The organism is Parahaliea mediterranea (assembly GCF_003402235.1).
Classification (GTDB): domain Bacteria; phylum Pseudomonadota; class Gammaproteobacteria; order Pseudomonadales; family Halieaceae; genus Parahaliea; species Parahaliea mediterranea.
Genome location: NZ_QEWO01000002.1, coordinates 733,263 through 747,346 on the forward strand (window position 1 = coordinate 733,263; position 14,084 = coordinate 747,346).

The following is a 14,084-nucleotide window of genomic DNA, read 5'->3' on the forward strand; positions in this document are numbered from 1 at the left end:
GGGGCGCTGCGGCGTCTAATGTAAGCACTGAATTCAATCACCGGATGCCACGCTTGGCCCCACTACGCCACCCCACCACCGCCCGCCGCGAACGCGCCGTGCTCATAGCCCTGTTGATTGCCATGGCGGGCGTGATCAGCCTGATCACCCTGCTCGGCTGGTATCTGTGGCGCGAGTCTGTGGTGGCGGAAGAGCAGCGCCTGGGCACCCTGGCCGAACGCCTGGGCCACCAGGCGGAGGACGCCCTGGTCGACGCCCGCAGCCTGCTGCAAGATCTCAATGCATCTCCCCTTGTGCGCTGCTCGCCCGCGCATATTGCCACCCTGCAACAGGAGGCAATCGCCCGGCCCTACATTCGCGCCATTGGCTACTGGCAGGCGGCCGAGCGGCGCTGCGGCGTGGGTTTTGTCCAGGGCGCAGCACTTACACCACCCTCCGCCAGCCGCATTTACGACAACGGCGTGGTGGCCTGGTGGCCCAGCCCCGATACCGCCGTGGGTGATGTGGAGCTGTTCCTGATGCGGCTGGGAGACCACGACGTGGCCATCGACCCGCGCCTGCTGCTGGACGCTGGCGCGCTTGACGACCCATCGGCCGGCCAACTGCCGGGCCAGGAGGGCGGCCAAGAGAGCAGCCAGCAGGCGGGGCTGTGGGTAGAGGGCCTGCTGATGGTGAGCGTGCCCGCCAATGCCCGGGTGCCCGCGCCGGATACCCTGCCGCCGGGGCTCACCATTGAAGGCGGCAACGGACGCATTCTGGCGCGCTTTTCCCTCGATACCGTGTTCCCAATGGATGTGGTGGCGGTGCAGCCTTCGCGCCAGTTCGTGCAGCGCTACCTGCCCTCGCTGGCCACCGCCTCACTGCTCGGCCTGGCCCTGGTGGTGCTGTGGGTGCTGGTGGTGCTGCGGGTATCCCGGCGCCGCCTGAGCCTGACCGCCGAGCTGCGCAGCGCCATCGACAGCGGCGCCATCGACGTGGTGTACCAGCCCATCGTCGACCTACAGAGCGGGCGCTGCGTGGGGGCCGAGGCCCTGGCCCGCTGGCAGCGCGCCGGCGGCGAGCACATCAGCCCGGACGTGTTCATTCCCCTGGCCGAGTCCGGGCGCATGATCACCAACCTGACACTAACCCTGCTGGAGCGGGTGGCGGGCGAGCTGGGGGGGCTGCTGCGCGAACAACCGGGCTTTACGGTGAACATCAACCTGTCACCCCAGGATCTCGAAGACGCCCGCCTACCCCAAAGCCTGGACCGTGTGCTCACCGACGCCGGCCTGCCGGCCAATGCCCTGAAGCTGGAAATTACCGAGCGCGCCCTGGTGGACAGCGATACCTCCCGCCAATTGCTGGCGGAGCTGCGCCGCCGCGGCCACCAGTTGGCAGTGGACGACTTCGGCACGGGCTATTCCAGCCTGTCCTACCTGGAGAGCTTTGAGCTGGACACCCTGAAGCTTGACAAGGCCTTCGTCGACGCCATCGAAACCCATGCCGTCACCAGCTCGGTGATTATCCACATCATTGAAATGGCCCACTCCCTGCAACTGAACATGGTGGCCGAGGGCATCGAGTCCGAGCACCAGGCGCGCTGGCTCGCCGCCAACGGCGTGCAACTGGGCCAGGGCTACCTGTACAGCCGCCCGCTGCCCGCCAGGGCCTTCCGGCGCTACCTGAAAGGCCACTGACGCGATGTAATCGGCCCGGGCGCATTGCCCCCGGCCCGTTCATTTGGCGTAGAATGGCGCCGATCAACCACCACAGGATGCACTGCTTGCCCGCCCCACTCTTTCGCTCCGCCGCCTTGCTATCTCATGCCGCAGCGGCGCTCTCTCAATACGCCTCGGCGCCCTCCCGTTTTACCCCACTGCTCGTGGCGGGCCTGTTGCTGGCGGCCGCTGGCTGCAGTCAGAACCCGCCCGCCGGCGGCAGCGCACCGCGCCCGCCGGCACCGCCCCAGGGCCCTGCCCTGCCCCAGGCCAACAGCGACACCGAAGTGGCCAGCCAGTTGGCGCGTGCCACCGCCCGCCACGGCAATGCCCTGCCGGCAGACACCGTGGGTTACTACCTGGATATCCAAACCGCCAAGCTGCAGACCCTGTACGCCAGCGGCGTGCAGATCCAGCGCCAGAGCGACCACATTCGCCTGACCCTGCCGGGGGGCGGCAGCTTCGATACCGGCAGCAGCCGCCTGTCGCCCGCCGTTCACCGCACCCTGGACACCCTGGCCGGGGTGCTGCGCGAGTATGACCAGAGCCTGGTGCTGGTGGCCGGCCACAGCGACAACCAGGGCGATGCCGCCTTCAACCTGCGGCTGTCACGGGAGCGGGCCATGGCCGTGGGGCGCTACCTGAACGCCCAGGGCGTACAGGCCCAGCGCATTGTTGTGCGCGGCTTTGGCGACAGCCAGCCGGTGGCCGACAACAATACCCCCGAGGGGCGCAGCGCCAACCGCCGCATCGAACTGGAGCTGTGGCCCCTTGCGGCCCCCGCCGTGGCGGCGGGTACGTCATAGCAACCCGCCGGCGCTTTTTTGCCGGCGGCGCTTGCCAGCGCGGGAGGCACTTGCCAGTCTGGGTGCAACGCCACTCTCCACTGGCAACTGAAACCCCGACAGGAACCCCCGATGACACTGGAAACCCTGCTGGCCGAACGCGCCATCTACCGCGCCCTGGTGCACTTTGCCCGGGCCATGGACGAACGCGACTGGGACGCCCTGACCGCCCTGACCACCGACGACATCAGCGCCGACCTCGGCGCCGGCAGCCTGGACGGCCGCGCGGCCCTGGTGGCCAACATGCGCGCTTTTCTGGACGACTGCGGCCCCACCCAGCACCTGCTTGGCAACGTGTTGATCGAGGTGGAGGGCGAACGCGCCAGCAGCCGCGCCTACGTCAGCGACATGCACCTGGGCCAGGGCGAGCGCGCCCATCTCACTTTCTCTACCCTGGGTGACTATCACGACCAGTGGCGACGGCAGGACGACGTGTGGCGCATGTGCCACCGGCGCAAGTTGAACCGCGCCCATCTCGGCGATATTCGAGTACTGGGTGCGGGCCCTGCGGGCTGGAACGACTGAGCAGCAGGCCTGCCTTCCCTCACAGACGCCCACCGACAACACCCAAGGAGAGCCCGCGGTGTCCGAAGCCCTGATGCAGCGCTACTACCAGACCTACAACAGCGACGATCCACAGGCCCTGGCGGCCTTCTACCACCCCCAGGTGGAGCTGCACTCGGCCCAGGGCGTGATGCGCGGCCGCGAAGCGGTGCTGGATACCTACCGCTACCTGATTGGTGTGTTTGAAGACCGGATGCAAGCCACCCGGATTGTCATGGAGGGTGACACCGCCATGGTCGACATTACCGACCAACTAACGGCGCGCAGCGCGGTAGAGGACTTTATGGGCACCGCCCTGGCCGCGGGGGAAACCCTGACCCTCACCCTGCGCGGGCACTACCGCATTGAAGATGGCCAGTTCCGCCATATCGTGATTGAGGCGCTGGGCTAACGGGGGCCAGCCCCCCAAGGCAAGCCCCCTTGCCCGTCGCAACGGCGGCGGGCAAAGGTTGCGAATTACTGCCCGAAGTCGTAACGCACATCCACGCCCCACACTCGGGTGTTGCCCCAGCTGCTGGCGTACAGGCCATCCGGCGGGTTGATGCCGAAGGTCTTCACGTCAAAACCCCCGGTGCGGTACTCCTCGTCCTCCAGATTTTTGCCCCACACCGACAAGCTGAAGCCGCTGCCGAACAGCTCGCTCAACTCAACCCGCGCATCGAGCAGGGTGTAGTCGTCACCTTCGATCAGCGGCGAGGGCTGCACCTGGAAGTACTGGTCGTCGACGTAGGCGTAATCCACCCGGATCAACAGGTTGGCAAAATCACCGAGTTGCTTGTTGTAGCGGGCGGTCACGCTGGAGGTCCACTCCGGCGCCAACTGGAAGTGGTACTGGTCGGACACGTCAATCGGCTCAAGGGTGGCCAGGTCCTGGCTTTGGTAGGTGTCGTACTCCGGGTCCAGCCAGCCGAGGGTGGCGGAGACCTGCAGCGCATCGGTAATCACCGCCGTCGCCTCCATCTCCACCCCCATCATGGTGGCCGAGGCGGCGTTCTCAATGCGGCTCAAAAAGGTAAAGTTGACCGGATCCAGGCTGTTCACCTGCACCTGCCAGTCATCCAGCTCCTGGTAGAAGGCGGCGATATTGGTGCGCAAGCGATTATCGAAAAAATCCGCCTTCATGCCGATCTCAACCGCCTGGATCTCGGCATCGTCGTACTGCGAAAAGTCGGCCACCGTAGTGGCGCGGCCGTTCAGGCCGCCGCTCTTGAAGCCCACCGAATAGCTGCCATACAGCAGTATTTCGTCCGCCGGGGCATAGCTCACCGTTACCCGGGGCGAGAAGTTGTCGGTGTCAAAGGTATTGGTGGGCGCCAGCTCGCTAACCGGCAGGGTGGCGCCGGTGGGCGGGAAAAACAGGCTGGAATCCACCACCTTCTCCTCGTCGGTATAACGCCCGCCAAGGGATGCCTTCCAGCGCTCGTTGAAGTGATAGGTGGCCTCGGCGTACACCGCCCAGGTATCGGTTTCGGTATCCAGCGAAATCACCGTGTTGGGCACCGGCGAGGCAAACTGCTGCTGCAGCACATAGCTGCCCTCATCGGCACTCAAGAAGATGCCCGACACAATCTGCAGGTCGCCATTCAGGGCTGAGCCGAGAAACTGGAATTCCTGGGTGAACAGCTCGTAGTCCTGGTCCAGCGGCCCGGAGATGAAATAGTAGGGCATTGAGGTGCGGAAGCTGCTGAGCTGGGTACGCCGCTGCCCAGTGAGGGACTTGATCACCAGGTCGTCAATGGGGCCCACGTCACCCAGGGTAAAGTTGAGGGTCAGGCCGTTGAATTTCTGGTCGAACTGGTCGTAAACCTCCTCCACCGTGGTCACTTCCCGGTCCAGGCCCGGGTCACTGGTGCTGGAAATACCGGGGAATACTACCTCCAGGCCCGCCTCCACCAGGGTCGGCTGCCAGCCATTGGGGGTCTGGTCGGCGTCAAACCAGTCGAACACATAGTCCGCGCTAAACCAGTCGGTAACATCCGCCGCCAGCGCCAGGCGGGCGGTTTTGTAGTCCTTGTCGTTGAGGTCGGAGAAGCTGGTGTTCTCAATCAGGCCATCGCGCTGCTGCTGGCCGTAACTGAGCCGGGCGGCAAAACCGTCCATCATCGGCACGTTCACGCTGAACTTGCCGCCGCGCAGGTTATCGCTGCCCAGGTTGCCCACCACGTAGCCTTCGAATTCATCATGCGGGCGCACGGTGGTGATATTGATGGCGCCGCCGGCGGTGTTCTTGCCGAACAGGGTGCCCTGGGGGCCGCGCAGGATTTCAATCTGCTGGATGTCGATCAGGTCGAAAAAGGCACCCTGCATACGCGAAATATAGAAGCCGTCGACATAGGTGCCCACCATCGGCTCCTCGGTGATGATGTCGTCGGTGCGGCACATGCCGCGCAGGCAGGCAGCCAGCGAGCTGTCGCCGCCAGCGCCGCGCTGCAACTGCAGGTTCGGGGTGGTGGTGGAAATAGTGGTGAGGGTCTCCAGCCCCAGTTCGCGCAGGGTATTCTGGGAATAGGCGGTCACCGCTATGGGCGTTTGCTGCAGGCTCTCCTCTACCTTGCGCGCGGTCACCACCACCTCCTCCAAGGCGCCCTGGGCCAGGGCCATGGGCGACGCGGCGCTGGCCAGTGCCAGGGCTGGCACCAGGGCCGCCATCCGGGCAGTTGCGGCGCGACGGGGGCGGCTCCGCCCGGCCGGAAAATGGCTTGTGTGCTGTGACTGGATAGTACGGCGCATGTTTACCCACCTCTGTGTAATCGTTATTTGCAATCGCGGGGTTGGCGGGCGCGCGGCATGGGTTGCGCGTGCCCGGCTCACTACAAAACATATCACTTTCAATGTTTATAATGGAAGTTGTTTATCAATAGCTGCCGAAGTGGCAGTACAGTTTATTGGTACAGCGCCCTCTACCGGCGCACACCGGCTGGCAAATCGCCGGGGCTCTGATATGTTTTTTTAGGCAACTGGCCAAACGCTGCGCAGCGCCAGCGCCACACAGCAACGTCCATACACAATAAAAGAGGACGCGCCATGCCCACCGAGCCGCACCGGGAAACCTGCCACACTCCCCACAAAACCGTCCGCCACACATTCTGCCGCGCCTGTCACGCCTGCTGCAGCGTGCTGGTGGACATCGAGGACGGCGTTGCCACCGCCGTGCGCGGCAATCGCGACAGCCCGCTATACCAGGGCTTTTGCTGCATCAAGGGCCAGCACTACGCCGACCAGTGCAACCACCCCACCCGCCTGCTGCACTCACTCAAGCGCCAGGTGGATGGCAGCTACCGGCCCCTGCCTGTACAACAGGCTATCGATGAAATTGGCGACAAACTGCTGGCCATTCGCGAGCGTCATGGCCCCCGGGCCATTGCCGCCTACATCGGCACCTTTGGCTCCACCTCCTCCTCGGCCAATACCCTGCTGTCCTCGGCCCTGATGGACGCCATTGGCAGCCCCATGAACTTCTCCTCCAACACCATCGACCAGCCCGGCAAGTTTGTGGCCGCCGCCCTGTTCGGCGAATGGATGGCCCCCAGCAACAACTTTGCCGAGGCCGACGTGGTGATGCTGATTGGCCTGAACCCGCTGGTGTCAATGTCGGGCGGCATGCCGCACACCAACCCCGGCAGGCACCTGACCGCGGCCCTGAAACGCGGCATGCAGTTGCTGGTGATCGACCCGCGCCGTTCGGAAACCGCGCGCCGGGCCACCATTCACCTGCAAAGCGCCCCGGGCTGCGATGTACTGATTCTGGCGGCCATGCTGCGCACTATCATTGCCGATGACCTCATCGACCGTGACTTTGTGGCCGCCCACACCCGGGGGCTGGCGGCCCTGCAGGCGGCGGTGGCGCCCTTCACGCCCGAGCGGGTGGCCCGCGAGGCGGGCGTGGATGCCGCCACCCTTATCGACATGGCCCACACCTTCGCCCGCGCCGGCAAGGGCGTGGCCACCGCCGGCACCGGGCCCAATATGTCCGGCAACACCACCCTGCTGGAATACCTGGTGCGCTGCCTGAACACCGTGTGCGGGCGCTGGGCGCGGGCCGGCGAGCGGGTGATAGAGCCCGGCACCCTGAGCGAATTCATCCAGCCCCGGGCCCAGGCCATGGACCCGCGCCCCGAGTGGGCCTACGGCTTTGGCGAACCCCTGGTGCGCGGACTGGCCAACACCGCGGCGGGCCTGCCCACCGCCGCCCTGCCCGACGAGATCCTGCGCCAGGACGAGGGCCGGGTGCGGGCGCTGATCAGCCACGGCGGCAACCCGGTGTCCGTGTGGCCAGACCAGATCAAAACCCTGGCCGCCTACGAGGCGCTGGAGCTGAGCGTGCAGATCGACCTGCGCATGTCCGCCAGCGCCAGCTGCAGCGACTACGTGATCGCCGCGCGCCACCCGCTGGAAATGCCGGGCATTTCCCTGGTTCACGAATTCATGAGTAGTTACGCGCCGGGCTTTGGCACGGTGGCCCCCTGGGCCCAGTACACCGATGCGGTGGTAGAGCCACCGAAAGACTCCGATGTCATCGAGGACTGGCGTTTTTTCTACCGGCTGGCCCAGCGCATGGGCCTGCCACTGACGGTAAAGCCCATTCTCTGGGCCGGCGAATCCGCCACCGCGCCCTGGCCACTGGATATGCAGCACGAACCCGACACCGAGGCCTTATTCGAGCAGATCACCCGCAATGCGCGAGTGCCGCTGGCGGAGGTAAAGCGCCACCCCGGCGGCGCGATTTTCGATGAGCCCGCCGTTCATGTAGCGGCCGCCGAGCCGGGCTGGCAGGGCCGGTTGGACCTTGGCAATGCACAGATGATGGCGCTGCTGGCGCAGCAATTGGAGCGCGCCACAACCGCACTGGAGGCACACCCCTACCGGCTGATTTCACGCCGCCAGATCAACGTACTCAATTCCACCGGCCACGAACTGCCGGGCCAAACCCACGGCAAGGCCTACAACCCCGCCTACCTGCACCCGCTGGACCTGGCGGCCCTGGGAGTGGATGCCGGCGCGCGCATACGCATCCGTTCGGCGCGCGCGGACATTACCGCCATCGCCGAGGCGGACAACAACCTGCGCCGGGGCACCGTATCCATGACCCACGGCTGGGGCGACCGCCTGGACCCAAGCCTGGATATCAGCGAAGTGGGCAGCTCCACCGCGCGCCTGATCGCCAACGACGTGGACTACGAGCCCTTCACCGGCCTGCCACGCATGAGCAACATTCCGGTTTCGGTGCAGGCGTTGTAGGCCTGCAGGCCCGCAAAGAAAGAACCATGCTTTCAGCTGGACAACAGTGACTTCGACGCTCGCCCCTTCACGCAGGTGGTTAATTCCGTCAGCAGCGCTGTCGATGCACGCGCTACCTGCCAGTACAGCGGCACATCCAGATAGCTGTTATCAGCGAGCGGGACCAATTCGCCACTTGCAATCAACGGCGCCACTAAAACCTCCGGCTGCATTCCCCACCCCATACCGGCCTGGGCGGCGGTAATGAACGCCTCGGTGGAGGGCAGCAGGTGTCGCGGGATGTCTACACGCCGCCGGCAATGGCGACGCACCCAGTGGGATTGCAGCGTATCCTTGTTGTTAAAGGCCAGGCTGGGCGCCGCCGCCAATGACTTTGCGCCAAGCCCACGTGAAAAGTACTGCCGCACAAAAGTCGGGCTGGCGGCCGCAATGTAGCGCATAGCTCCCAACGCCACACATTTACAACCAGCCGGTGGTTCGGCACTGTCGGTCACGGCGGCCATGACTTTGCCATTGCGCAACCAATCCGCCGTATGTCCTTCGTCATCAACCACAACCTCCATCAGGGCGTCGCTCTGTGCGGCATAGTCTGCCACCGCCCCGGTGAACCAGGTGGCCAGGCTATCTGCATTCACCGCCACGGGTACTGCCACTCGCGACACCTCACCGCCCAGCAGTTGCGGCATTCCCTTGCGCAGTTGCTGCTCCAGGAGCATCACCTGGCCCACGTGCAAGCACAATCGGCGGCCTGCGTCGGTTGCAACACAGGGCTGCGCTCGCTCGACCAGCGCACAGCCCACTCTTTCCTCTAACGCCCGGATACGCTGGGAGACGGCAGACGGCGTAACGTTGAGCACCTGGGCCGCGCGTTCAAAACTGCCTTCACGGACAACCGCAGACAGGGCGGACAATGCAGAATAGTCGAACATTAGTAGTCCTAATGCAGGTTTAGTTTTTGTAGTTTTACTTATGAATGGTGCATTGGCAATGTGCGCCGATGATTCAGGACATTACACATCAGGCAGCCTCCGCATACACGCAAGGGCTGGCCTTGAGCCTTGGGCTCATCATCGCCATCGGTGCGCAGAACGCCTTCGTACTCCGGCAGGGGCTGCGTCGAGAGCACATTGGCAGTATCGCCCTGTTCTGTGCCCTGGCAGATGCCCTACTGATTACCGCCGGCGTGCTGGGCATGGCGCAGGCCTTGGGTGAGCGTGAGTGGCTGGCCAGGCTCATGGCGCTGGCTGGAACCGCCTTTCTCGCCGTCTACGGCTGGCAGGCCCTGCAAAGAGCCCGACAACCCGAGACGATGACAGTGGCCGGCACGGGAGAGGCCATCAGCCTGGCCAAGGCGCTGTCACAGGCCGCCGCATTTACCCTGCTCAACCCCCACGTCTACTTGGATACTGTCCTTCTGGTGGGAACAGCCGGTGCGCAGCAGCACCCTGAACTGCAAGCCTGGTTTATTGCCGGCGCCTGCAGCGCCAGCTTTATCTGGTTTGGCGCGCTGGGTTATGGTGCGCGCTGGCTCGCGCCCTGGTTTGCACAACCCAAGTCCTGGCAACTGCTGGACGGACTCATTGGCATCATCATGTGGGTGCTCGCCACACTGCTGGTACAACATGCGATAACCGCAAACTAGGGCAACAGAATGCACTTCAGAGATAAGCACCAATTCCCAGCAACAAGTGACCTTGGCGACTTCATTGACAGCAACCCACTCGGAACCTGGGTAACAGAAGGAAACGCCAGGCTAACCGTCAATCATCTACCGCTGTACCTCGACCGCACCAGCGGGCCGTGCGGCACGCTGATTGGCCATGTGGCACGATCCAACCCGGTCTGGCAGGCGCTTGACCATAGCACCCCATCGGTCGTCGTTTTCCACGGACCACAGGCGTATATCACGCCCAGCTGGTATCTGGCCAAACAGGAGCACGGAAAAGTTGTTCCAACATGGAACTATGCAGTCGTTCACGCACACGGTATTGCCCGGGCCGTCGAAGATCGCCAATGGCTGCTTCACATGCTCAACAAACTCACCGACGCCAACGAATCAGCTCAACCCACACCGTGGTCGGTAGACGACGCCCCCCCGGAATACATTGATGGGATGTTAAAAGCGATCATCGGTATTGAAATCCCTATTGACCGCCTGGAAGGGAAATTAAAAGCCAGTCAGGACAAAGCACTTCGCGAGCGAATGAGCGTTGCCAAAGGGTTAAGCGAAGCACCAAGCCTCAATGCGAATTTGATGGCCGCACTGGTTGAACCCGACGGCTGAATAGCCGTTGCGCCAAGCAATACATCACACCGCACCCACCTCCATGGCCCGCCCCGCACGCCAGTAGGCGAAGGCCGCCAGCAGGGGTGTGGCGCTGATGGCCAGCAGGGAGTAGCGCACAGCGGCGTCGCCGTATTGCGGCGTCAGGCGGGCGTTGAGATCGCCAATCAGCAAGGGGCCAAGCCCGGTACCGACGAGGCTGGCGATCATGGACCAGGTAGCCGCAGCCACCGAACGGCTATGGCCGGGCACCAGTTGCACGGCCAGTGACATGGCCGCAGGCGACCAGCAGGACGCCACCAGCGACGCGGCAATGGACAGTACAAACGCCTGGGGCATCACACCAAACAGCCGTGGTTCCGTGGGATACAGGTAAAAGCCGCAGGCCAGCGGCACCAGCAGCAGGCAGGACAGGGCGGGCAGCCACACGTACCAGCGCCGGTCGCGCTGGGCCAGGCGGTCCAGCAGGTAGCCAAACAGCACCGCCCCCACCACGGTGGGCAGGGCGCTGGTCACGAAATACCAGCCGCCGGCCTCCGCCGCCCCCATGCCGTACACCCGGCGCAGGAAGGTGGGCTCCCACAGGGCGCGGCCCATGCTGGGAATGTTAATGAGGCAGGCAGCCAGGGTCAGGTACACAAAGGGCCGAATGGCGGCGAGTTGGCGCAGCTGGCGCCACAACCCCTGGCCCTTGTGGTGGGCGCCGCCCTGGCGGTAGTCGCGCACGGTGAGCACAAACAGCATAGCCAGCAGCACGCCGGGCAGACCCACGCTGATCAGCGCCGTGCGCCAGCCCCACTGGGCGCTGGCCCAACCGCCGTACACGGTGCCCACCGCCAGGCCGGCAATGGCGCCCACTGTCAGTAATGACATGGCGCGGGCGCGGCGCTCGGGGGCCACGTACTCGGCAATCATGGCCTGGTTGGGCGGGCTGGCCCCGGCCTCCCCCAGCCCGACGCCCAGGCGAGTGAGCGCCAGCTGGGTGAAGTTCTGCGCCAGGCCGCCGAGGGCCGTCATCAGGCTCCAGCTGAACAGGGCCAGCGACACGACCTTGGGCCGCGACCAGGCATCCGCCAGCCGCGCCAGGGGAATGCCCGCGAGGAAGTAGGTCAGTGCAAAGGCGAGCCCCATGACAAAACCCATCTGGCGGTCGCTGAGGGCGAGGTCGAGGCGGATGTCGTCCACCATCACCGACAGGATGGTGCGATCGCAGGTGTTGAAGATGGTGACCAGGAAAATCAGCAGCAGCACGTAGCGGGTATAGGCCCGCGTGGGGGGCGCTGTCTCTGGCACTGGCGCTGACTCCGGCTCTGGCATCGCCGCCAGCACGGCTGCTGGCCCAGCGCCAGGCCCAGCTTCAGAGCTCACAGACAGCCCGGGCGGCCTGCTCGGTGGCTTGGCGGATCAGCCCCAGGCCGGTGCAGTCGCCGATGGCGATCACCTGTTCGCAGACTCCCGCCAGCTCATCGGCAAGGGTGGTATCGGCAACCGGGTCGCCGGCAATGATGGCGGTGTCTGCTGCAAGGCTACCCGGGCGGCCATCGCGGGAAAACTGCACCGCGGCAGGTTCAATACGCTCTACCCGGATGCCGGTGATCACCACCACCCCCAGGCGGTCGAGGCGCACGGTGTGCTCCTGGCGCCGCTTGGGGCCAACTTCGGGCGCCAGTTCAGCGTGCTCACTGAGCAGGCTCACCCGGCGACCGCGCCTGGCCACAAACTCCGCCAGTTCCAGCGCCGCGAGGTCTGAACCGATCACACAGACCTGCTTGCCAAAGGGCAGGTAGTGCCGGGTCAGGCAACGCAGCAGCGCCGGCGTCAAACGGGCCTGTACCGCTGTCTGTAGTTGGCCCGGTGCGGCGGCCGCTAGACGCAGCGGCCAACTGGCCTGTGGCCCGGTACGCACCTCGCCAGACAGCAACTGGCGCAGTTCGCTACCGGTGAATACCCGCGCGCCGGATGAGCGCGGAATGTCAGGCACACGCACCTGCGCACCGCTGGCAACAATAAGCACATCTGGTTGCAGCGCCGCGACCGATTCCCGGCTGGCCGTGGTTTGCAGGCGTACATCCACCGCAAGCCGCGCCAGTTCGCTGCGCAGGTAGTCCAGCAAGGGTTCGTTATCGCTGTGTACCGTGGCGGCAAAGAACAGGGAGCCGCCCAGTCGCGGCGAGCGCTCCAGCAGGGTCACCCGGAAGCCGCGTTCGGCGCCAAGGCGGGCGGCTTCCATGCCAGCTGTACCGCCACCGACAACCACCAGGTGCCTGGGCGTTGTCGCTGGCACGAGCGACAGCTGTGTTTCGCGTCCACTGAAGGCATTTACCGCGCAGTTCATGTTGGCGTCGAAGGGCGCAATCAACATGGAGTCGATGCAGTTCTGGCAGCTCAGGCAGCGGCGCAGTTCGCCCAGTCGCCCTCTGCGCAGTTTGTTGGGCAGCTGCGGGTCCGCCAGCAGGGGGCGGGCCATCATCACCACGTCCGCGTTGCCCTCCGCCACGACTCGCAGAGCCACCTCCGGCCGGTGGATGCGCCCCACCACCATCACCGGCACCTCCACCACGGCGCGAATGGCCGCCGCCACCGGCGCGTTGTAGGCCTCGGGATAGGCCGCTCCGCACACAATCTGCCCCACCAGTTTGTCGTGAGACACTCCGCCGCTCACCTGTATGCAGTCGGCGCCCGCCGCCACCAGTTGCGGTGCCAGCAGCTGGGTTTCCCACAGGGCGCGGCCGTCGAAGCTGTCCTCAAAGCCGGAGATACGCACGGTGACAGGAAAGTCCTCGCCCGCCGCGCGCTTGATGCATTGCAGGGTCTGCAGCAGCATTTTGGCGCGCCCTTCCAGGGTGTCGCCGCGGTAGTCATCCTCGCGCCGGTTGCGCTGGGGCGAAAGGAAGGAGCCGAGCAGCATGTAGGCGTGGGCGGCGTGCAGTTCCATGCCGTCGTAGCCGGCCTGTCGCGCGCGCAGTGCCGCAGCGGCGTACTGGTCGATAATGGCGTCTATCTCATCCGCCGCCAGCACCCGCGACGGCCAGCCGGTGCCGGCGGCAATGCACACCGACGGCCCCACCGGGTCAGTCATGGACTCGGGCCCGGGGTGAGAAATCTGCGGCTGGATTTTCGCGCCCTCGGCGTGTACCCGCTCCACCAGCCGGCGGTGGCCATCGATAAAACGGTCGTCCCCCAGCGACAGGGACTGGGGCTGGTAGCGCTGGGCGGTGTCCACCGAGCACATTTCCACTGTCAGCAAACCCACCCCACCCCGGGCGCGGGTGGCGTGGTACTCAATGAGCCGGTCGGTAACCTCGAAGTCCGCACTGCCGTAGTTGGTGGTCATCGCCGACATGGCAATGCGGTTGGGCAGGGTCATCGAGCCGATGGTGACCGGCTCGAACAGGCGGGCGTAGCTGGCGCCGGGCATGGCGTTCAAGCGCCGCTGGATGGCCGCAACAGGGC

The 14,084-nt window shown here is 65.2% G+C and carries 11 protein-coding genes; 7 read left to right on the forward strand and 4 right to left on the reverse strand.

Features of this window, described 5'->3' with window-relative positions:
- Positions 1–53: 53 nt before the first annotated feature.
- The 4 genes from DDZ17_RS08715 to DDZ17_RS08730 all read left to right on the forward strand — a co-directional run bounded on the left by DDZ17_RS08715 (position 54) and on the right by DDZ17_RS08730 (position 3,500).
- Positions 54–1,679, forward strand: a complete 1,626-nt coding sequence (locus DDZ17_RS08715; protein WP_241505832.1) for an EAL domain-containing protein — start codon at positions 54–56, stop codon at positions 1,677–1,679.
- An 86-nt stretch (positions 1,680–1,765) separates the two neighbouring features.
- Positions 1,766–2,506, forward strand: coding sequence for an OmpA family protein (locus tag DDZ17_RS08720; RefSeq protein WP_157976548.1), 741 nt, complete (start codon positions 1,766–1,768; stop codon positions 2,504–2,506).
- Positions 2,507–2,617: 111 nt separating this feature from the next.
- Entirely contained in the window at positions 2,618–3,070 is a 453-nt protein-coding gene (locus DDZ17_RS08725; protein ID WP_116365845.1) for a nuclear transport factor 2 family protein, read from the forward strand.
- A gap of 58 nt (positions 3,071–3,128) precedes the next feature.
- Positions 3,129–3,500 (forward strand): nuclear transport factor 2 family protein, encoded by a 372-nt coding sequence (locus DDZ17_RS08730; protein WP_116365847.1) that lies wholly within the window; start codon positions 3,129–3,131, stop codon positions 3,498–3,500.
- Between the two features lie 65 nt (positions 3,501–3,565).
- Here the strand turns inward: DDZ17_RS08730 and DDZ17_RS08735 are convergent, their stop codons facing one another.
- Positions 3,566–5,746, reverse strand: a complete 2,181-nt coding sequence (locus DDZ17_RS08735) for a TonB-dependent receptor (RefSeq protein ID WP_170150185.1) — start codon at positions 5,744–5,746, stop codon at positions 3,566–3,568.
- A gap of 387 nt (positions 5,747–6,133) precedes the next feature.
- Between DDZ17_RS08735 and DDZ17_RS08740 the strand changes: the two genes are divergently transcribed.
- Positions 6,134–8,347, forward strand: coding sequence for a molybdopterin-containing oxidoreductase family protein (locus DDZ17_RS08740; protein ID WP_116365850.1), 2,214 nt, complete (start codon positions 6,134–6,136; stop codon positions 8,345–8,347).
- Positions 8,348–8,379: 32 nt separating this feature from the next.
- On the opposite strand, the gene DDZ17_RS08745 is transcribed toward DDZ17_RS08740, so the two are convergent.
- The gene (locus DDZ17_RS08745; protein WP_116365853.1) at positions 8,380–9,276 is read right to left on the reverse strand and encodes a LysR family transcriptional regulator ArgP; all 897 of its coding nucleotides are present in this window, start codon (positions 9,274–9,276) and stop codon (positions 8,380–8,382) included.
- Positions 9,277–9,398: 122 nt separating this feature from the next.
- Between DDZ17_RS08745 and DDZ17_RS08750 the strand changes: the two genes are divergently transcribed.
- Together DDZ17_RS08750 and DDZ17_RS08755 are read left to right on the forward strand one after the other, a co-directional pair.
- Positions 9,399–9,989: a LysE/ArgO family amino acid transporter gene (locus DDZ17_RS08750; protein WP_206613486.1), complete on the forward strand. Its 591-nt coding sequence runs from the start codon at positions 9,399–9,401 to the stop codon at positions 9,987–9,989.
- Between the two features lie 9 nt (positions 9,990–9,998).
- On the forward strand, positions 9,999–10,631 hold the full coding sequence (locus DDZ17_RS08755; protein WP_116365857.1) for an FMN-binding negative transcriptional regulator: 633 nt from the start codon (positions 9,999–10,001) through the stop codon (positions 10,629–10,631).
- Positions 10,632–10,655: 24 nt separating this feature from the next.
- Here DDZ17_RS08755 and DDZ17_RS08760 read toward each other — a convergent pair whose 3' ends face one another.
- Positions 10,656–11,924 carry a spinster family MFS transporter gene (locus DDZ17_RS08760; RefSeq protein WP_157976549.1) on the reverse strand — a complete coding sequence of 423 codons (1,269 nt, stop codon included), beginning with the start codon at positions 11,922–11,924 and terminating at the stop codon, positions 10,656–10,658.
- 64 nt (positions 11,925–11,988) lie between these two features.
- On the reverse strand, positions 11,989–14,049 hold the full coding sequence (locus DDZ17_RS08765) for an FAD-dependent oxidoreductase (protein WP_116365861.1): 2,061 nt from the start codon (positions 14,047–14,049) through the stop codon (positions 11,989–11,991).
- Positions 14,050–14,084: the final 35 nt, after the last annotated feature.

What these genes read in the sequence shown, in the direction of transcription:
- DDZ17_RS08725 (WP_116365845.1), top strand. Translation starts at nt 2,618, where the DNA reads ATGACACTGGAAACCCTGCTGGCCGAACGCGCCATCTACCGCGCCCTG.
- DDZ17_RS08740 (WP_116365850.1), top strand. Translation starts at nt 6,134, where the DNA reads ATGCCCACCGAGCCGCACCGGGAAACCTGCCACACTCCCCACAAAACC.
- DDZ17_RS08745 (WP_116365853.1), bottom strand. Translation starts at nt 9,276, where the DNA reads ATGTTCGACTATTCTGCATTGTCCGCCCTGTCTGCGGTTGTCCGTGAA.
- DDZ17_RS08755 (WP_116365857.1), top strand. Translation starts at nt 9,999, where the DNA reads ATGCACTTCAGAGATAAGCACCAATTCCCAGCAACAAGTGACCTTGGC.
- DDZ17_RS08765 (WP_116365861.1), bottom strand. Translation starts at nt 14,049, where the DNA reads ATGCCCGGCGCCAGCTACGCCCGCCTGTTCGAGCCGGTCACCATCGGC.